This window comes from Streptomyces sp. NPDC031121 (genome assembly GCF_055570615.1).
In genome coordinates this window covers 1-16445 of the sequence record NZ_JBVIGV010000019.1, presented here as the reverse complement: position 1 = coordinate 16445, position 16445 = coordinate 1, and the positions used below count along the sequence as shown (strand labels likewise).

Genomic DNA, 16445 nt, shown 5'->3' with positions numbered 1-16445 from the left:
TGGCCCCGCGCAGCGGACCGGGACCTGCACTCCGGCCGCGCCTCCGCTGCGGTCGGCGCCCGGCCGCGTACGGGCTGCCGGGCGGGGCCGGCCCCGCCGGCGTGGCCCGGGCGCCGACCAGGGGCGAACGGCTTGGCCCGTGGCCGGGTGGCGGTGCGGCGGGGGGCCGCCCGCGGCCGGGATGGCGGGCCGGGCGGGATCCGCCCCGCGGGCCCGCGGGCCTCGGCCGGCGGGTGTCAGTGGCGGTCGGAGATGAGCCAGGCCGCCGTGGAGACGACCGCGGCCGCGCCGAAGACCGCCGGCCAGGCGCCGACCTTCTTCGCCAGCGGGTGCGCGCCGGCGAAGCCGGCCACGTACAGCGCGCCCAGGCCCGCCGCCGCGGGGACACCGCCGCTGCGGTGCCATTCGCGCCCCGCCGCCAGCCCGGCCGCGCCGAGCACGACACCGCCGAGCGGCCGCTTCCCGCTCCAGCGGGCGGCGGCGTACCCGCCGACCAGCCCGGCGGCCGCCATTGCAGCACTCGGTACCCGTACCCGCGCCATGTCCAACTCCCTCGTTCGTCCTTGTACACCGTGTCCGTGGGGACGTCCGCACCCCGGAGTCGCAGCCCGCGGCGCGCCCTGCCCTGAGGCTAACGCGGCGGCTTGACGGCCCGCCGGGCCCCCACCGCCCCGAGCACCAGCACGGCGCCGCCGATCACCCCGTCCGGTACGGCGTCCTGCACCGCCCGCGGAAGCAGCGCCACCACGCCCAGTACGAGCAGGAAGGCGAGCGCGCACCGGCACGCCATCCGCAGCAGTCTGTCCACGCGCTGCTCAACGCGCCGCCGGGCCCGCCGACACGCGTTCCGGCGGGGGATTTGCCACACACTCGCCGGATCTGCACGAAACGCTCCCCCCGGCCCCGGGCGGGCGTACAGTCGCCTCCTCCCACTCCCTCCAGAGAGGCCGGGGCATCGTGATCTGCTACGGAGAGGCCGTCCTCGACCTCGTCGACGAACTGGTCGACGCGTACGCGGAGGTGTTCTCCGCCCCACCGTGGAACGAGGACGCAGAAACCATTCGCCGATTCGGCCCCCGGCTGCGCGCGGACAGCCGCCGCCACGGCTTCCGCACGGCGCTCGCCCAGTCCGCAGCAGGCGTCGACGGCTTCGCCACGGCCTGGCTGACCCCGGCGGACTTCCCCGCGGACCGCGGGTACGGGCAGGTCGCCGCCCAGCTCGGCCCGGCCCGCCTCCGCCGGCTCCTGACGGGGGCGCTGGAGGTCGACGAGCTCGCCGTACGCCCGTGGGCCCGCGGCCGCGGCACCGGCCGCGCCCTCCTCGCCGAGATCACCGCCGACGCCCCGGACGGCCGCGCCTGGCTGCTGACCTCCCGCCTCGCCACCGACACGGTGGCCACGTACCGCCGGCTGGGCTGGCACGAGGTGCCCCCGCTGCCGGGCGCGCCGGAGCGCACCGCGGTCGTCGTCTTCCTGGCACCGCACCACCCGGGCGCCGCCGGGCCGTGACCGGCGCGCCGCGGCCGGCGGCGTCGTCGGCCCACCCCGATCGCCCCGCGGCCGGGGGTGCCGTCCGCCCGGCGGTGACCGCCTTGTGAGGGAGGGGGGTGCCGTCCACCCGTCCCTGCCGCCGCGCCGTGGCCGGCGGTGTCGTACGGCCCCGTACCTGACCGCGCTGTGGGCGGCGGTGTCGGTGCGCCCCATGGCCTGACCGCCGCGCCGCGCCGTGGCCGGCGGTGTCGTACGCCCCGTACTTGACCGCCGCGCCGTGGCCGGCGGTGTCGTACGCCCCGTACCCTGACCGCCGCGCCGTGGCCGGCGGTGTCGGTGCGCGCCGCTCCTGACGGCCCCGCCGCGCCAGGGGCGGTGTCGGCCCGCCTGTCCCTTCCGCCGGGCCGCGCCAGGCGGTGTCCCGACCGATGCCCCGGGGCATACCCGCGGCATGATCACACCGCGCACGCGCACCCCCCAGGCCCGTACACCCGTACGCCCCCGGCGGCGCCCCCCGGCCCCGCCCGCCGCGTCGCCGTTCGGGCGGCAGCTTCGCCTGGCCACCCGGAGGCAGCTCGCCGCGTCCGGGATCCCCGCCGGAACGATCGCCTCGCGGAGCCGGCCCGGCGGCCCGTGGCAGCGGCTGCTGCCCCGCGTCTACCTCCTGCAGACAGGCCCTCCGGACCACCGCCAACGCGCCCTCGGCGCCGTCCTGTACGCCGCCGACCCGGCCTCCGAACCGCTGTCCGGCGACACCGCGGCCCTGACCGGCGGCGCCGCCCTGTCCCTGCTCGGCATCCCCGAAGCGCCCCGCACCCCGGCCGACGTGCTGGTCCGCAGCCCGCGCCGCCCGGCGGGGACCCCGGAGGTCCGTGTCCTGCCGACGGCGCGGTGGCCGCAGACGATCGCGGTCGCCGGCGTGCCGAGCACCCGCCCGGTCCGGGCGGCGGCCGACTACGCCGCCCGCGCCACCGACCCGCAGCAGCTCCGCGCGGTCCTGGCCCGCGTCGTCCAGTCGGGCTGGTGCCGCCCGCACGACCTGCACGCCGAACTCCGCACCGCCCGCCTCCTGCGCCGCCCGCAGATCCGCGCCGCCGCGGACGAACTCCTCGCCGGGATCCGCTCGCCCGCCGAGGCGCAGGCCCGCGACGCCCTCAGCGCGGCCGGCCTCCCGCCCCCGCTGTGGAACGCCCGCCTCTACACCGCCGACGGCACCTTCCTCGCCGCCCCGGACGCGTACTGGCCCGATGAGGGCGTGGCCCTGGAGATCGACTCCGCGGAGTACCACTACACCCGCGACGCCTGGCAGGCCACACTCCGCCGCCGCCTGCGCCTGGAGGCCCACGGCATCCTGGTGGTCAGCGCGACCCCGTCGATGGTCCGCGACACCCCGACCCAGGTGACGGCGGCGATCCGCACCTTCCTCACCCTGGCCGCAACCCGCCCCACCCCACCGACGGCAGCCCTGCGCGGCCACCACCAGCTGCTGCTCCCGTTCCCATGACGGTGCGGTGCGGCAGTCCGGACCGTCGAGAATGGAGGCGTGGAGAGACTCGAGACGACGGCCCAGATACGCCGACGCATGAGCCGTCAGAAAAGCCGCGACACCGGGGTCGAGGTGGCGCTGCGCAAGCTCCTGCACGCCGCCGGCCTGCGCTACCGCGTGCATCGGCGCCCGGTGAAGGGCGTGCGCCGGGAGGCGGACATCGTCTTCGGCCCGGCCCGCGTGGCGGTCTTCGTGGACGGCTGCTTCTGGCACGGCTGCCCGGAGCACGCCACGTGGCCACGGAACAACGCCGACTTCTGGCGGGCGAAGATCGAGGGCAACCGGAACCGGGACGTGGACACGGACGCACGCCTCGCCGAGGCCGGCTGGCTGGCGGTGAGGATCTGGGAGCACGAGGATCCGGTGGCGGCGGCGGACCGGGTGAAGGCGACCGTCGCCGAGCGCCGCGTCGTGCGAGCTGCGTCAGGCACGCCGACCACGTTTGGCACAGGTGCGGGTGTGGGCCCGGATGCTCAGGCGCCGTGGCATTCCGAGTAGGGCTTGGTGGAGGTGCACCAGCAGGGGGCGTTCGGGGGTGGGGGCCAGGGGGTGGCCTTGCCTCGGGCCGCCAGGGTCGTCGCGTACTCCGGGAGGAGGGACGGGGACGCCGGGGAGGTCTTCTCCGACGCCGCGAACGCCTCGTACGACGGCACGCTTGCCGTGACGATGCCGAGGTTCGTCGTGCCGGAGGCGGCGAGGGCGCGCAGGGACGCCTCGACCTGGGCCAGGTGCGCGTCGTGCGAGGGGTACTCCGCCGCGAGTGTCGGGTAGCCCGTCAGGAGTTCGGCCAGCTCGCGCTGCGGCCAGTGCAGGATCGCCACCGGGAACGGGCGGGACAGGGCCGCGCGGCGGTCGCCCAGCTCCGCGCGGAGGCGGGCGATCTCGGCGCGGAGCTCGGCCGGGTCGTCGGAGCCGAGGGCCCAGATGCGCTTGGGGTCGTGCAGCTCGTCCAGCGGGATCGGGCCGGTGTGGCGGGTGTCCGCGACCATGTCCCAGTCGTCGTGTGGGAGTCCGAGGAGGCGGCGGACCCGGTGCCGGCCGGTCAGCAGGGCCGTCGTCGCCGGGGTGAGGGGGGCGTCCTCGGAGATCAGGAGCGTGGCCGCCTGGGTGAAGCACTCCTCCGACGCGGCCAGCTCGTCGTGGGTCTCGAGGGCCTCGGCGATGACCTCCCAGGGGGCCGGGTCCGTGGGGGCCGCGGCGCGGATGCCCTGGATGAGGGCGCGCGCCTCCGGCTCGTGCCCGTACTCCCACAGGTTCGCGGCCTGGAGCGCCTTGATCAGGTGCGGGTCGGCCGGCTCGCCGGCGAGGAGGCGGTCGTAGAGGGCGCTCGCCCGTTCGCGTGCGTCGGCCAGTTCCAGGTGGGCGGCGGCCTGGAGCAGCAGGGGCTCCTGGTCCTCGGGGTAGCGGGTCGCCGTGCGGATCAGGCGCTCGGCTTCGGCGATGTGCTCTGCAGGCGTGTCGGGGCGCATGGTTCACACCGTACTGCCGCTGGTCACTTGGCGGGGGAGGTCTTAAGGTGCGCCCCGTGCGGGATCACATGCGTGTGGTGGTGCAGGGGCGCGGCGGGCGCTCGCGCCGGGCCGGTCTCGCGCGGGTGCTGTGGGCGGCCGCCGAGTCGGCCGTCACGGTGGGCGTGGTGCTGTTGTTGCTGGTGGTGCACCAGGTGTGGTGGACGAACCGGGAGGCCGCGGCCGCCGCGGGGCGGCGGGTCGCCGCGCTGGAGGAGGCCTGGGGGGCGGTGGTGCCGGGCACTGGGGCGGGGGAGGCCGCGGAGCCTGCCGCGTCCCCGGAGCCGGGAGGGCCGTCGCCGTCGCCGTCGCCGGCCGCCGGCGCAGGGGGCTCCGCGGGTGGGGCAGACCGCCCGCGGGACGGGGCGGCGTACGGGGTGCTGCGGATTCCGCGGCTCGGGGTGGCGGTGCCCGTCGCGCGCGGCGTCGACAAGCGGAGCGTGCTCGACAAGGGGTACGCCGGCCACTACCCCGGGACCGCCGAGCCCGGCGCGCAGGGCAACTTCGCGCTGGCCGGGCACCGCAACACGCACGGGGAGCCGTTCCGGTACGTGAACCGGCTGCGGCCCGGCGACGAGCTCGTCGTCGAGGTCCGGGGGCGGCGGTACACGTACACCGTCGACCGGATCCTGCCCGAGACGGGGCCGCGGGACATCGGCGTGATCGCCCCGGTGCCGCGGAGCGCGGTCCGGCCGGGATACGGGTACACCGAGCCCGGCGCGTACATCACTCTGACCACCTGCACGCCCGAGTACAGCTCCCGGTACCGGCTCGTCGTGTGGGGCGTGCTCGCGGGGAACTGAGCCGGGGCCCGGGGCGTTGTCGGTATGGCTGGTCGAGAGGGGGGGGCGGTGTGGACGGGCTGGACAGCCCGCGCCGGGCGCGTTCGTGCCGGGCGCTGATCGCGGCGTTCGCCGGCGCCGCCGCGCGCCTCGCGCCCCTGCTGCTGCTCGCCGGCGTCCTCGGGCTGATCGCGGGGCAGGGCGGGCAGGGTGCCGTCGCCGTCGCCCTCGCGGCGACCGCCGCCGCCGTGTCCGTGGGCGCCGCCGTCCTCGCGGCGCGCCTGGTGCGGCCCGTGCCGCCGCACCGAATACGCACAGCGATCCGTGATCGCGAGCAGCGCACGGCGTTCCTGCCGCAGCGCGATCCCGACGCCTCCGGCCGCTCGCGGCCCAGGGCACCCGGCCGTCTCGTCCCGACGGCCGCGTAGGGGCGCGCACCGCGCACCGCCACCCCGGATCGCCTTCGCACCACCCGCTGTCGCGCCCCGCGTGGCTCGTCACGCCGAAATGCACCGCTTCGACGTTCGACGAGACCCCTCGGAGGGCCCGCGTGTCCGTTTTCACCCGTGTAGTTGTCGAGTTGGGCCGGTTCCTGGAGCCGGCGCTCGATGAGTCCGCGACCGCTGCCGCGATCGTGCTGTTCACCATCCTGGTACGGCTCGCCCTGCACCCCCTGAACAGGGCCGCATTCCAGGGCGCCACCCCGGTGGCCGGCTGCCTGCCTGTGCTGCTCCAGCTGCCGGTGTTCTTCCTCATGTACCAGGCGTTCACCACGTCCGGGGAGCTGCTGGGGCACCGCCTGTTCGCGGCGCCCCTCGGCGGGACGTGGGCCGGCGCCCTGGGGGAGGGCGGCCTGTTCGGCGCGCAGGGGCTGGTCTACCTCGCGCTGTTCGCGGTGATCGCCGCCGTCGCCGCGTGGAGCGCGGTACGCGGTCGGCGGGCCGCGGCGTCCGCGGCCGCGACCGCCGCCGCGCCGGTGGTACGGGTCAAGGGCGCGGCGCGCCGCTCCCCGGCCGGCGTGCCGGAGCTGACCGCCGAGCAGCAGGAGGCGATGCGTCGGCTGGGCGGCGTACTGCCGCTGCTGTCGTTCGGGACGCTGGTGACCGCTGCCGTCGTACCGCTGGCCGCCGGGCTGTACCTGGCCGCCACCACGGCGTGGTCGGTCGCCGAGCGGGCGTGGCTGGAGCACCGCAGGGCGCGGCTGGCGGCCGCCGCCGAGGGCGCGGCGGGCGCCTGGGCGGCGACGCCGAGCGCCTAAGCGACGCGCTGTGCGCCGACGTGCTGTGCGCCGACGTGCTGTGCGCCGACGCGCTGTGCGCCGACGCGCTGTGCGCCGACGTGCCGAGCGCGGACGCGCCGAGCGCCGACCTGCTGTGCGCCGACGCGCTGTGCGCCGACGCGCTGTGCGCCGACGTGCCGAGCGCCGCCGCCGACGCCGACGCCGGTGCGGCCGGTGCGTCGGCGGGCGGGGCTGTCGCCGCGTCGCGGTGCCGCCGCCGCGGTCATGGGTGCCGCCGCGTCCGGTCCGTGCGGCCGTTGGGTGCCGTTGCGGGGTGCCGTCGGGGCGGTGGGGCGGCGGGGGTGTTCCAGTCCGTGAACAGGGGCTTGCGGGTGGGACGCGGTTCTTGGAGGATCAACCAATCCTCCGATGGCCGCACCCCATCGTCCGGCCCGGGGCACGCCCATGGGCCGACCACCCACGACCACGGGAGAATGCCCATGAAGCTGCTGCGTGTCGGACCGGTCGGGGCGGAGCGCCCCGCACTCCTCGACCAGGACGGGATCCTGCGCGACCTGTCCGGCCTGGTCGCGGACGTGGACGGCGCCCTCCTCGCCGACGGCGCCGCCCTGTCCCGGGTGCGCGCCGCGGCGGAGGCCGGGTCGCTCCCGGTGCTCGACCCGGCGGGGATGCGGATCGGCGCCCCGCTGGGCCGCATCGGCAAGATCGTGGGGATCGGGCTGAACTACTTCGGGCACGCCGCCGAGATCGGGGCGGAGCCGCCCGCCGAGCCGATCCTGTTCCTGAAGGCCGCCGACACGGTGGTCGGGCCGGACGACACCGTGCTGATCCCGCGCGGCAGCGTGAAGACGGACTGGGAGGCCGAGCTGGGCGTCGTCATCGGCAGCACAGCCCGGTACCTGCAGTCCGCGGAGGAGGGCCTGGCGCACGTCGCCGGGTACGTCCTCGTCAACGACGTCTCGGAGCGCGAGTTCCAGACCGAGCGCGGCGGCACCTGGGACAAGGGCAAGAACTGCGAGACGTTCACCCCGGTCGGCCCGTGGCTGGCGACGGCCGACGAGGTCCCGGACCCGCAGGCGCTGGATGTCCGGCTGTGGGTGAACGGGGAGCTCCGGCAGGACGGCAGCACCGCGGACCAGATCTTCCCCGTCGGCGAGGTCGTCCACTACCTGAGCCGGTTCATGACGCTGCACCCAGGCGACGTGGTCATCACGGGCACGCCGGGAGGCGTGGCCATGGGCCGGCCGGAGCCGAAGCCGTACCTGCGGGCCGGCGACGTCGTCGAGCTGGAGATCGACGGGCTGGGGCGGCAGCGGCAGGAGTTCAAGGACGCCTGACCCCGAGCCGTACGGGCGCCCCCGCCCCGGCCCCGGCCCCCGCTTCAGGGCCGGGCCCGGGGCCCCGGGGCGCCCCGTGTCAGCGGGCGGCTTCGGCCGCGCGGCGGCGGCGGGCGGCGACCAGCAGGCCGGCGCCCGCGCCCAGCGCGGCCGCTCCGGCACCCGCGGCGACGGCGAGCTGCGCGTTCGCGCCGGTGCTCGCGAGCGGGCCGGTGCCCCCCGCCGGGGTGGCGTTGCCGCCGCTGCCCGAGCCGTCCGCGGCGCCCGAACCGGATCCGGAGCCCGAGCCGTTCGTGCCGGCCCCGGCGCCCTTGTCGGCGCCCGAGCCGCCCTTGCCGTCGCCGTCCTTGCCGCCGTTCCCGCCGCCCGCGGCCTTGTCCTTGTCGCGCGCCGTGTGCTGCCCGGTCGCGAGGAACTCGGCGCGGTCCGCGGGCGTTCCCTTCAGAGCGGCGTTCGCGGCCTTCTTCAGCTCCGGCCCGGCGTCGGCGAGCATGGCCCGGATCAGGGCGGTGTTGTCGGCGTCGCGCAGCTCGTGCTGCGTGGTCGTGACGAAGGTGCGCAGCTCCGCCGGCGTGGGGTTCTTCTCCAGCAGCGCGATGACGGCCGCCTTCAGGCTCGGCCCGGCGTCCTTCAGCGCGCCCAGCAGCAGGGCCCGGTCGTCCTCGGCGCGGACCTTGTGCTGCCCGGTCTCGACGAACGCGCGGACCTCGTCGCGCGTCCCGCCCTCCAGCAGCTTGTTGACCGCCTGGGTGATGCCCGGACCGGCGCCCTTCAGCATCTTCACCAGCTCGACCTTGTCGTCCTCGAACCGGGCGGTGTGCTGCCCGTTCTGCAGGAACTCCGTGATCGCCTCGCGCGTGTTGGCCTGCAGCGCCTTGTCGGCTGCCGCGCGCACCGCCTTGCCGCCTGCCTCCCCGATCTGCGCGACGCGCACCCGGTCGTCCTCCAACTGCTCCCGGGCCAGATCCACTTCCAGGAAGTGCCGCATCTCCGCGGCCGTGCCCTTCAGCGCCTTCTCGGCGGCCTCGCGGACGCCCGGCCCGCTCGCCGGGTCCGCGAGGATGGCCTGGATCGCGGCCCGGTCCTTCGCCGCCTGCGGGTCCTCGTAGGGCTTCGGCGCCGTCTCGCCGTCGGGCCCGGGGCCGGTGTCGGGGGCGGTCGGGGACGCCGGAAGGCCCGGCGCCGTGGTCGTGGCGCCGGTGGCGAAGGCCGGCGAGGCGATCAGGACGGCCGGGGCCATCGCGGCCGTCGCGGCCGTCGCCACGATCGAGGCGATCCGGGGCAGCTTCACAGGAACAGTCCGTTCTTCACACGTGTGATCATCATTCAGTTTTCGAAGGATACGGTCACCCCGTTCCGGGAGGAGGTCCGCGCGGCCTCCAGCACCGCCAGGCACTGCGCCGCCTCGTGCGCGCCGACCGGCGCGGGGCCCCCGTCGCGCAGCGCCGACGCCACGGCCGCGTAGTACGCCGGGTAGTCGCCCGGCAGCGTCGGCACCGGCGTGCCGCCGCCGGTCGCCGGGGACTCCCCGGACCCCAGCCGGCCCCACAGGTGCTCCGGCTCGACACCCCACGGCATGTCGGTGGCGCCGGGCCGGTGGCCGTCGCGCAGGGCGGCCTCCTGCGGGTCCAGGCCGTACTTGACGTACCCGGCGCGGGAGCCGAGGACGCGGAAGCGGGGGCCGAGCTGCGCGGCGGTCGCGCTGACGTAGAGGTGGGAGCGGACGCCGCTCTCGTGGGTGATCGCGATGAACGTGTCGTCGTCCGCCTCGGCGCCCGGCCGCCGCACGTCCGTCTCCGCGTACACGGCCGCGGCCGGGCCGAACAGGACCAGCGCCTGGTCCACGACGTGGCTGCCCAGGTCGTACAGCAGGCCGCCGATCTCCTCGGGCGCGCCGGACTCGCGCCAACCGCCCTTGAGCTGCGGGCGCCACCGCTCGAAGCGGGACTCGAAGCGCTGGACGTCGCCGAGTTCGCCGTCGGCGATGAGGCGGCGCACCGTCAGGAAGTCGTTGTCCCAGCGGCGGTTCTGGAACACCGAAAGGAACGTGCCGGTCCGGTCCGCCAGTTCGGCGAGTTCGCGCGCCTCGGCGGCGGTCCCGGCGAGCGGCTTGTCGACGACGACGGGCACGCCGGCGGCGAGGGCCGCCGACGCGAGCGGGGCGTGCGTCTTGTTCGGGGAGGCGACGACGACCAGGTCGACGGCGCCGCCGCCGCTCCACAGCTCCTCGGCGGACGCGGTCACCCGCACGCCGGGGTACGCCTCCTCGGCCTGCGCCCGGCGCGCCGGGTCGGAGGTGACGACGGTGTCGAGGACGAGCCCCTCGGTCGCGGCGACCAGCGGGGCGTGGAAGACGGAGCCGGCGAGGCCGTAGCCGACGAGCCCGACACGCAGCGGGCCCCCGCCGGCGTACGGAGACGGGGAGGCGGGAGCGGACGCGGCGGCGGTCGAGGAGGGGTCCGGGGCGGTGGGGTTCATGCCGTCCACTTTGGCAACAGTGTTGCCTAAGTGCAAGGAAGGGGGACAATGGCCTGGTGGAACGAGGCAGCGGCACCCCCGGCGACAGCAGCAGCATCAGCCGGGACCTGCCCGGCGCGAACCTGGGGGCCCTCCGCGGCCACAACGACGCCCTCGTCCTCGGCCTGCTCCGCGTCGCCGGCCCCGCCGGCCTCGGCCGCCCCGAACTGGCCGCCCGTACGGGCCTCACCCCGCAGGCCGTCAGCAAGATCACGGCGCGGCTGCGCGCCGAGGGCTTCGTCGCGGACGCCGGCCGCGGCGCCTCCACCGGCGGCAAGCCGCGCACCCTGCTGCGCCTCGCCGCGGACGCCCGGCACGCGGTCGGCGTGCACGCCGACCGGGACGAACTCGATGCGGTACGGGTCGACCTGGCGGGCACCGTCGTCGACCGGCTCCGCGGCCCCCTCGACTTCGCGGCCGGCCCGGACGCGGTCGCCGCCGCCGTCGCCCGCACCGTCCACCGGCTGGCCGGACCCGCCGGACCGCCCGCCCTCGCCGGCGTCGGGGTCGCCGCACCGGGCCCGCTCGACTGGCGCACCGGCGTCATGGGGCGCGTGACGGGCCACCCGCAGTGGGAGGGCCACCCGCTGCGGCAGGCCGTCGCCGACCGGCTGGGGCCCGCCGGCGGCGGCCCGCCCGTGGTGCTGGACAAGGACACCAACGCGGGCGCCGCCGCCTCCGGCCCCGACTCGGGAACCTCCCTGTACCTGCACCTCGGCACCGGCCTCGGCGCGGGCATCCGGCTCGGCGGCGGGGTCCACCGCGGGCCGCGGTCCGCCGCGGGCGAGTTCGGCCACCAGGTGCTGCTGCTCGACGGCCCGCCCTGCCGCTGCGGGGGCCGCGGCTGCGCGGAGGTGCTGTGCCTGGCGGCCGTCGCCCGCGGGGACCTGCCCGAGGCGGCCCGGATCCTCGGCGAGGGCGCCGCGAACGCCGTTGCCCTGCTCGACGCCGACCGCGTGTGGCTGGGCGGACGGGTGGTGCGGCAGGCGCCGGAGGTGTTCACGGCGGGCGTCCGGCGGGTCCTGGCCGCCCGCGCCTTCGGCGGCCCCGCCCCCGAGGTCGCCGCGGCCCGCGCGGGCGTGGCGGAGGGCGCGGCGGAACTGGCGCTGGCGCCGCTGTTCGGCCGTACGGTGTGACGCACCGCGGACCCGGCCCGGAAGGACCTGGCGGACGGTCAGAACCCGTCGGCCGGTGGGACAGCGGCCTGTGAGCCCTGCGGCCGGCGGGACCCAGCGGCCGGCGGGACCCAGCGGCCGGCGGGGCCCCGGAGGCTGTGGGCCGATCAGGGGGAATGCGGCCGGCCCGGGCGCGGCACCGGCGGCACGGCCTCGCGCGCGTGGGAACGTGCGGGGCAGGCCGTGGTGATTGTCGCCTCGTCCGACCGTCAGCCCGTCCGGCGAGCAGCGAAGCGAAGGTCAGCCATGCGACTGCGCAAAGCCCTTGCCCTCTCCGCCCTCCTGGCGGCCGTGGTCGCCCCGGCCGCCGCCGCGGCGCCCGCCGCCGCGGACGTCGGCAACGGCAGCGGCGCCCGCCCCGCCCCCGCGCTCCCCTCCCGGGCCCGCGCCACCTGCGGCGACGGCAAGAGCACCGCCTTCCCCATCGGCGCGCGGATCCGCGGCGGCCCGTCCGTCTACCGCACCGGCGGCGGCTCGCAGAGCTGGTTCCTGGACCTCACCAACACCACGGCGAGCCGGTGCACGGCCATCCACCCCGTCGTGGTGCTGTCGGACGAGGCGCGCGGCCTGCGCGCCGAACACCTCCGGATGGAGTTCGACACCCCCGAGGGGGCCCTGCCCGTCAGCCTGGAGGAGAGCGACCGCGACGAGATCATCGCCGTCTTCGACGGCGGCGACGCCTTCTCCGGCTACACCCTCCCGGCCGGCGGCGCCCTGACCGTCACGGTCCACCTGGCGTTCGCGCCGGACGCGCCCACCGGCGAGGTCGTCGCGGACGCGGCCGTCGTCCAGCGGCGCGGCGACGACGGCGACTGGGTCGGCGAGGCGGGCGGCTACCGCTTCACGGTCGAGCCCCCGCAGGACCCCTTCCAGGCCGGCTCCCTCGCCGACACGGGCCCGCCGGCCCGCCACGCGGCCACCGCAGCCGCCGCCCTCGCCACGGGCGCGGCCCTCCTCGCCGCCGCCCGCCGCCTCCGCCGCCTCCCCCCGCCCACCCGCCGCCGAACCGGCCCCTGACCCGCCCGCCTGCGGGCAGGGCCTCCCGCCGCGCCTGCCTGCACGCGCCCACCCGCCGACACTCAGCCCGGCGCCAACTCCGGCACGGACGCCGGTGGTTCACCGAGAGAGCAGGACGGGCCTTCGCCGCCGACGAGTTGCGGCCCCCTCACCCCTCCGCGACCGGAACCGCGAGCCGAACGCCCGCTCCGGCGACGCCGTCGTCCGCGGCCCGAAGCACCCCCGGTTTGTCGCCCTCGGTGATGCATCGACCACACGCCGAGGCCACGAAGAAGGCCCTCCCGCGATACCGGGAGGGCCTTCTTCTTTGCAGCGGGAATGCCGCGATCAGACGAGGTCGATCAGGTCCGCGATCGAGTCCACGACCTTCGAGGGCGTGTACGGGAAGCGGTCGACCTCGTTCGGCTGGGTGACGCCGGTCAGGACGAGGAACGTCCGCATCCCGGCCTCAAGGCCCGCGAGTACGTCGGTGTCCATCCGATCCCCGATCATGGCCGAGGTCTCCGAGTGGGCACCGATCGCATTCAACCCGGCACGCATCATTAGCGGATTCGGCTTGCCGACAAAGTACGGCTTCTTGCCGGTCGCCGCAGTGATCAGCGCCGCGACTGCCCCTGTGGCCGGCAATGCGCCTTCGGTGGAGGGGCCAGTCTCGTCAGGGTTGGTGGCGATGAACCGGGCACCGTTGTTGATCAGTCGTACCGCCTTCGTCATGGCCTCGAAGGAGTAAGTTCGCGTTTCGCCCAAGATCACGAAGTCGGGGTCGTGGTCCGTGAGGACGTACCCGATGTCATGCAGAGCGGTCGTGAGGCCCGCCTCGCCGATAACGTACGCGGTGCCGTTCGGACGCTGGTCCGCGAGGAACTGCGCCGTCGCCAGGGCCGAGGTCCAGATGTTCTCCTGCGGCACGTCCAAGCCCATGCGAGCGAGGCGGGCGTGCAGGTCGCGTTGGGTGTAGATCGAGTTGTTGGTCAGGACCAGGAAGGGCTTCCCGGATTCCTTCAGCCGCTTGAGGAACTCCTCGGCGCCAGGGATGGGGATGCCTTCATGGATCAGCACCCCATCCATGTCAGTCAGCCACGACTCGATCGGCTTGCGCTCTCCCATAAGGGTGTTTCTCCTGCCGGACGCTTGTACGAGGCGGCTTGCGCTCGTCGTAAACGTTACCGCCGATCATGCGTTCGATTCCGGTGTGGCTGGATCTGTCCGATATTCGGATGCCAATCCCCTCTTAACGAACAGTAAAAACGTGACCATGCTCACCGCATCCGGTGCAATCCTCAACGTTTGAACATCAAAACGATCCCCTTCTGCGTGATTGGATTCACCGGAAGGGCACATTCCGAGCTGACGGCCGTCGCGGAGCAGATAGCGGAGGCCCCAGGGGGCCGCGCGCGAAGAGGGCGCGGCTCCCGTGGGGGCCATGGAGGGCTAGGAGTGGGCGGTCTCCACCGCCTCGAAGATGTCGCTATCCGTCTCCTTCTGCCAGTCCGGCAGCTCGGGCCAGTCAGCGACGTACGCGGGCTTCGGGTCACCAAAGTGCCGGTACATCTGCGCCGTCCAGCACGTTGCGACGAAGCGGCCCTTCTGATCGCGGGAGAGCCGCTTCGCGTGCCCCTCGGACAGGTCGAGGAACTGCGCGATCTGCGCCCAGACTGACGCGGCGGCGTCACGCTCCCAGTCCGGCGTTTCCTCCCACGGGGTGACGTAGCTCGGCTTCGGCTCGCCGGGGAAGTGCTTGCGCACGCCCGCGATCCATGCCTCGCGGAACCGTCGCCCGTTCTCCTCCGTCACGCTGTCCCCTCTCGTCAGGCGGCCAACTCGGCAAGCTCGGCGTCCAGCTCGGCCGCGCGCGTATCGCTGGCGACCGGCCGCAGTTCGACCCGGAGCACTCGCAGCTTACGGGCCACGTACCCGGAGCCCGAGCGTCGAGCGAGACCCATTGCTTCGCGGGCGTACGCCGCCGCCTCGTCGAGGTCTCGCCGCTTGGCGCCGACTATGGCGAGGTCGGCCAGGACGGCGCCCCTGCGCCGGTATGACTGGCCCCGGCCAAGCTCGGCCTGTTCGAGGGCCCCGAGGAGGGCGGTCTCGGCGAGGTCCAACCTGCCCAGCTCGACGTACCGGGCTCCGCGCTCCTCGGCCAGGCGGGAGGAGTCGAATCGCAGCCATCCGCCGTTCACGGAATCCGCGGTGAGGCCGAGGACTCGCTCGGCCTCATCGAGGCTCCGCTCGCAGGCGTCGAGGTTGCCCATGCCGGCGTACGCCTGGGCCTGCACGGCTGCGACCCAATGCCGAGTGGCGAGGCGGCTGTCCCCCTGCCGAGCCACTTTTTCGGCTGCCGTGAGGACGCCCACCGCGTCGGCCCACTGCCGCTCGTACAGCGAGACGTACGCGTGCCTGGTGAGTGCGCAGGCCCACAGGTCGTAGTGCCTCGCCTCGCGGCTGGCAGAGGCCGCCAGGGTGTACGAGGCTGCCGCGTCGGTGTAGCGGTTCTGGTCGAACGCAAGCTCGCCCGCGAGTTGGAAGAGGTCCCCGGCCGCCATGCACAGGCCGGTCGTGTCCCGACCGTCCCTCAGCTCATCTGCTAAAGCGGTCAGTTGGTCTCTTACGATCGGATACACGCCTCGTTTCGAGCGGGCGAGCTGGTACACCTGCCACAGGTGCTTGTTCATCGCGCGGAAGTCGGTCGCCCCGCCGAGAATCTCGTCCGCCGGCAGGGCGGGCAGGGCTCCGGCGACCGCGAGAAGGCGCAGGAAATCGCGTCGGATCATGTCGTCACCACTGTCACTGGTCAGGTCGTCGAGGTGCCCCTCGGCCTCCTGCGTGACGGCTTGTGGCGATAGCAGGGCGCCCAGGCCCGCCAGGTCCAGCCCTAAGAGCTTGGCGAGCTTTGGCCGCAAGGGCGGCTGTGGTTCTGTTTCCCCTCGCTCCCAGCGGCCAACCGTCGTGCGGTCGACGCCTGCTGCGGCGGCGAAGGTCTCCTGACTGTAACCGCAGTCCTTCCGGCGCTTCATGAGACCGCTCATGGGCCTCCCTCCCTCGCTGCCTGCCTCCGGTCTACCCGGCGCAACGACGTGCATCACGGATGAGTCATCACTGCGTCAATCCTGCCGTGGTGTGGCTGCTCGTGCGGGCGAACACTGGAAGCCAGGGGGAGTTGGCGATGGAGGACGGATAGGAGAGACGCGGTGCCGACTGCGAGACAGCTCATGATCGACAGCGACGGCAAGGTTGGTGAGTACCAGGGCTCGGTCGGCGGTCGCTGGCTGCTCCGCCCCCTCGGTGGAGGCCGGGAGTGGGAGGTCCCGAAAGGCACCGCACGCCGCGCCACCACTGAAGAGGAGAGGCGACTTCGGCCGAGCCCCGACCCGGATGAGCCCGAGTACGACTTCGGAGAGGCCGAACAGTGACCGCACGCACCTTCGCCATGGCGGATTGGACCATCACCCCGGACCGCGAGGCGGGCTCCGAGCCCGTGACGCACGCCATGCAGTGCAGGGCCTGTGAGGAGAAGTCGGATGACAGCGGCGACTGGGAAGGGCCGCAGACGTGGGCGCTGACGCACTCGGGCCGCAACCCGGCCCACACCTCGTACCGCGAGATCATCACGCGGCCGTACCGAACGTTCATGAAGCAGTGATGCGGGTCGTCGGCAGGTATGCCGGGATCTTGTTCGTCTTCGCGATCAGCGGCTCGTGCGGTCTGGTCATCGGCGCCGCGCTGGCCAATAGCTCCCCCTAGGAGTTGTCGTCAAAGTGTCAGGCCCACATCAGGATCGATGCGAGGGTGACGGCTGCTTTGTAGGACTGGGCGGTCTTGTCGTAGCGGGTGG

20 protein-coding genes are annotated in these 16445 nt (G+C 74.9%); 11 read left to right on the top strand and 9 right to left on the bottom strand.

The window, feature by feature from the left end; translation table 11 throughout:
- Positions 1–236: 236 nt before the first annotated feature.
- Both ACZ462_RS29235 and ACZ462_RS29230 read right to left on the bottom strand, forming a co-directional pair.
- On the bottom strand, positions 237–542 hold the full coding sequence (locus ACZ462_RS29235) for a hypothetical protein (RefSeq protein WP_467809320.1): 306 nt from the start codon (positions 540–542) through the stop codon (positions 237–239).
- Positions 543–631: 89 nt separating this feature from the next.
- A complete protein-coding gene (locus ACZ462_RS29230; RefSeq protein WP_467809321.1) occupies positions 632–808 on the bottom strand; it encodes a hypothetical protein in 177 nt (58 codons plus the stop codon).
- 149 nt (positions 809–957) lie between these two features.
- On the opposite strand from ACZ462_RS29230, the gene ACZ462_RS29225 reads away from it, so the two are divergent.
- The 3 genes from ACZ462_RS29225 to ACZ462_RS29215 all read left to right on the top strand — a co-directional run bounded on the left by ACZ462_RS29225 (position 958) and on the right by ACZ462_RS29215 (position 3535).
- Entirely contained in the window at positions 958–1509 is a 552-nt protein-coding gene (locus tag ACZ462_RS29225) for a GNAT family N-acetyltransferase (protein ID WP_467809322.1), read from the top strand.
- 433 nt (positions 1510–1942) lie between these two features.
- Positions 1943–2995, top strand: a complete 1053-nt coding sequence (locus tag ACZ462_RS29220; protein WP_467809323.1) for a hypothetical protein — start codon at positions 1943–1945, stop codon at positions 2993–2995.
- A 78-nt stretch (positions 2996–3073) separates the two neighbouring features.
- Positions 3074–3535 carry a very short patch repair endonuclease gene (locus ACZ462_RS29215; RefSeq protein WP_467809324.1) on the top strand — a complete coding sequence of 154 codons (462 nt, stop codon included), beginning with the start codon at positions 3074–3076 and terminating at the stop codon, positions 3533–3535.
- Here ACZ462_RS29215 and ACZ462_RS29210 read toward each other — a convergent pair.
- Entirely contained in the window at positions 3511–4506 is a 996-nt protein-coding gene (locus ACZ462_RS29210; RefSeq protein ID WP_467809325.1) for a tetratricopeptide repeat protein, read from the bottom strand. The two genes, ACZ462_RS29215 and ACZ462_RS29210, sit on opposite strands and share 25 nt — an antisense overlap.
- 68 nt (positions 4507–4574) lie before the next feature.
- Between ACZ462_RS29210 and ACZ462_RS29205 the strand changes: the two genes are divergently transcribed.
- From ACZ462_RS29205 to ACZ462_RS29195, 3 genes are all read left to right on the top strand, one after another.
- Positions 4575–5348 carry a class E sortase gene (locus tag ACZ462_RS29205; protein WP_467809343.1) on the top strand — a complete coding sequence of 258 codons (774 nt, stop codon included), beginning with the start codon at positions 4575–4577 and terminating at the stop codon, positions 5346–5348.
- Positions 5349–5407: 59 nt separating this feature from the next.
- Positions 5408–5755: a DUF6412 domain-containing protein gene (locus ACZ462_RS29200; protein WP_467809344.1), complete on the top strand. Its 348-nt coding sequence runs from the start codon at positions 5408–5410 to the stop codon at positions 5753–5755.
- Positions 5756–5877: 122 nt separating this feature from the next.
- Positions 5878–6585, top strand: a complete 708-nt coding sequence (locus ACZ462_RS29195) for a YidC/Oxa1 family membrane protein insertase (RefSeq protein ID WP_467809326.1) — start codon at positions 5878–5880, stop codon at positions 6583–6585.
- Here ACZ462_RS29195 and ACZ462_RS29190 read toward each other — a convergent pair.
- Complete coding sequence (locus ACZ462_RS29190; protein ID WP_467809327.1) at positions 6582–6833, bottom strand: hypothetical protein; 252 nt, start codon at positions 6831–6833, stop codon at positions 6582–6584. The two genes, ACZ462_RS29195 and ACZ462_RS29190, sit on opposite strands and share 4 nt — an antisense overlap.
- Before the next feature lie 213 nt (positions 6834–7046).
- On the opposite strand from ACZ462_RS29190, the gene ACZ462_RS29185 reads away from it, so the two are divergent.
- Entirely contained in the window at positions 7047–7904 is an 858-nt protein-coding gene (locus tag ACZ462_RS29185) for a fumarylacetoacetate hydrolase family protein (RefSeq protein WP_467809328.1), read from the top strand.
- Between the two features lie 79 nt (positions 7905–7983).
- Here ACZ462_RS29185 and ACZ462_RS29180 read toward each other — a convergent pair whose 3' ends face one another.
- Both ACZ462_RS29180 and ACZ462_RS29175 read right to left on the bottom strand, forming a co-directional pair.
- The gene (locus ACZ462_RS29180) at positions 7984–9195 is read right to left on the bottom strand and encodes an ALF repeat-containing protein (protein ID WP_467809329.1); all 1212 of its coding nucleotides are present in this window, start codon (positions 9193–9195) and stop codon (positions 7984–7986) included.
- Between the two features lie 35 nt (positions 9196–9230).
- Complete coding sequence (locus ACZ462_RS29175) at positions 9231–10382, bottom strand: Gfo/Idh/MocA family protein (protein ID WP_467809330.1); 1152 nt, start codon at positions 10380–10382, stop codon at positions 9231–9233.
- 56 nt (positions 10383–10438) lie between these two features.
- On the opposite strand from ACZ462_RS29175, the gene ACZ462_RS29170 reads away from it, so the two are divergent.
- Positions 10439–11557, top strand: coding sequence for an ROK family transcriptional regulator (locus tag ACZ462_RS29170; RefSeq protein ID WP_467809331.1), 1119 nt, complete (start codon positions 10439–10441; stop codon positions 11555–11557).
- 285 nt (positions 11558–11842) lie between these two features.
- Positions 11843–12613 carry a hypothetical protein gene (locus ACZ462_RS29165; RefSeq protein ID WP_467809332.1) on the top strand — a complete coding sequence of 257 codons (771 nt, stop codon included), beginning with the start codon at positions 11843–11845 and terminating at the stop codon, positions 12611–12613.
- Between the two features lie 327 nt (positions 12614–12940).
- On the opposite strand, the gene ACZ462_RS29160 is transcribed toward ACZ462_RS29165, so the two are convergent.
- The 3 genes from ACZ462_RS29160 to ACZ462_RS29150 form a co-directional block, all read right to left on the bottom strand.
- Positions 12941–13720, bottom strand: a complete 780-nt coding sequence (locus ACZ462_RS29160) for an HAD-IIA family hydrolase (protein WP_467809333.1) — start codon at positions 13718–13720, stop codon at positions 12941–12943.
- A gap of 324 nt (positions 13721–14044) precedes the next feature.
- Positions 14045–14407: a hypothetical protein gene (locus ACZ462_RS29155; protein ID WP_467809334.1), complete on the bottom strand. Its 363-nt coding sequence runs from the start codon at positions 14405–14407 to the stop codon at positions 14045–14047.
- Between the two features lie 14 nt (positions 14408–14421).
- On the bottom strand, positions 14422–15639 hold the full coding sequence (locus tag ACZ462_RS29150) for a helix-turn-helix transcriptional regulator (protein ID WP_467809335.1): 1218 nt from the start codon (positions 15637–15639) through the stop codon (positions 14422–14424).
- A gap of 162 nt (positions 15640–15801) precedes the next feature.
- On the opposite strand from ACZ462_RS29150, the gene ACZ462_RS29145 reads away from it, so the two are divergent.
- Entirely contained in the window at positions 15802–16023 is a 222-nt protein-coding gene (locus tag ACZ462_RS29145; RefSeq protein WP_467809336.1) for a hypothetical protein, read from the top strand.
- Complete coding sequence (locus ACZ462_RS29140) at positions 16020–16253, top strand: DUF7848 domain-containing protein (protein ID WP_467809337.1); 234 nt, start codon at positions 16020–16022, stop codon at positions 16251–16253. The genes ACZ462_RS29145 and ACZ462_RS29140 overlap by 4 nt, the downstream gene beginning before the upstream one ends.
- Positions 16254–16445: the final 192 nt, after the last annotated feature.

What these genes read in the sequence shown, in the direction of transcription:
- ACZ462_RS29235 (WP_467809320.1), bottom strand. Translation starts at nt 542, where the DNA reads ATGGCGCGGGTACGGGTACCGAGTGCTGCAATGGCGGCCGCCGGGCTG.
- ACZ462_RS29220 (WP_467809323.1), top strand. Translation starts at nt 1,943, where the DNA reads ATGATCACACCGCGCACGCGCACCCCCCAGGCCCGTACACCCGTACGC.
- ACZ462_RS29215 (WP_467809324.1), top strand. Translation starts at nt 3,074, where the DNA reads ATGAGCCGTCAGAAAAGCCGCGACACCGGGGTCGAGGTGGCGCTGCGC.
- ACZ462_RS29210 (WP_467809325.1), bottom strand. Translation starts at nt 4,506, where the DNA reads ATGCGCCCCGACACGCCTGCAGAGCACATCGCCGAAGCCGAGCGCCTG.
- ACZ462_RS29205 (WP_467809343.1), top strand. Translation starts at nt 4,575, where the DNA reads ATGCGTGTGGTGGTGCAGGGGCGCGGCGGGCGCTCGCGCCGGGCCGGT.
- ACZ462_RS29190 (WP_467809327.1), bottom strand. Translation starts at nt 6,833, where the DNA reads ATGACCGCGGCGGCGGCACCGCGACGCGGCGACAGCCCCGCCCGCCGA.
- ACZ462_RS29185 (WP_467809328.1), top strand. Translation starts at nt 7,047, where the DNA reads ATGAAGCTGCTGCGTGTCGGACCGGTCGGGGCGGAGCGCCCCGCACTC.
- ACZ462_RS29175 (WP_467809330.1), bottom strand. Translation starts at nt 10,382, where the DNA reads ATGAACCCCACCGCCCCGGACCCCTCCTCGACCGCCGCCGCGTCCGCT.
- ACZ462_RS29165 (WP_467809332.1), top strand. Translation starts at nt 11,843, where the DNA reads ATGCGACTGCGCAAAGCCCTTGCCCTCTCCGCCCTCCTGGCGGCCGTG.
- ACZ462_RS29160 (WP_467809333.1), bottom strand. Translation starts at nt 13,720, where the DNA reads ATGGGAGAGCGCAAGCCGATCGAGTCGTGGCTGACTGACATGGATGGG.
- ACZ462_RS29150 (WP_467809335.1), bottom strand. Translation starts at nt 15,639, where the DNA reads ATGAGCGGTCTCATGAAGCGCCGGAAGGACTGCGGTTACAGTCAGGAG.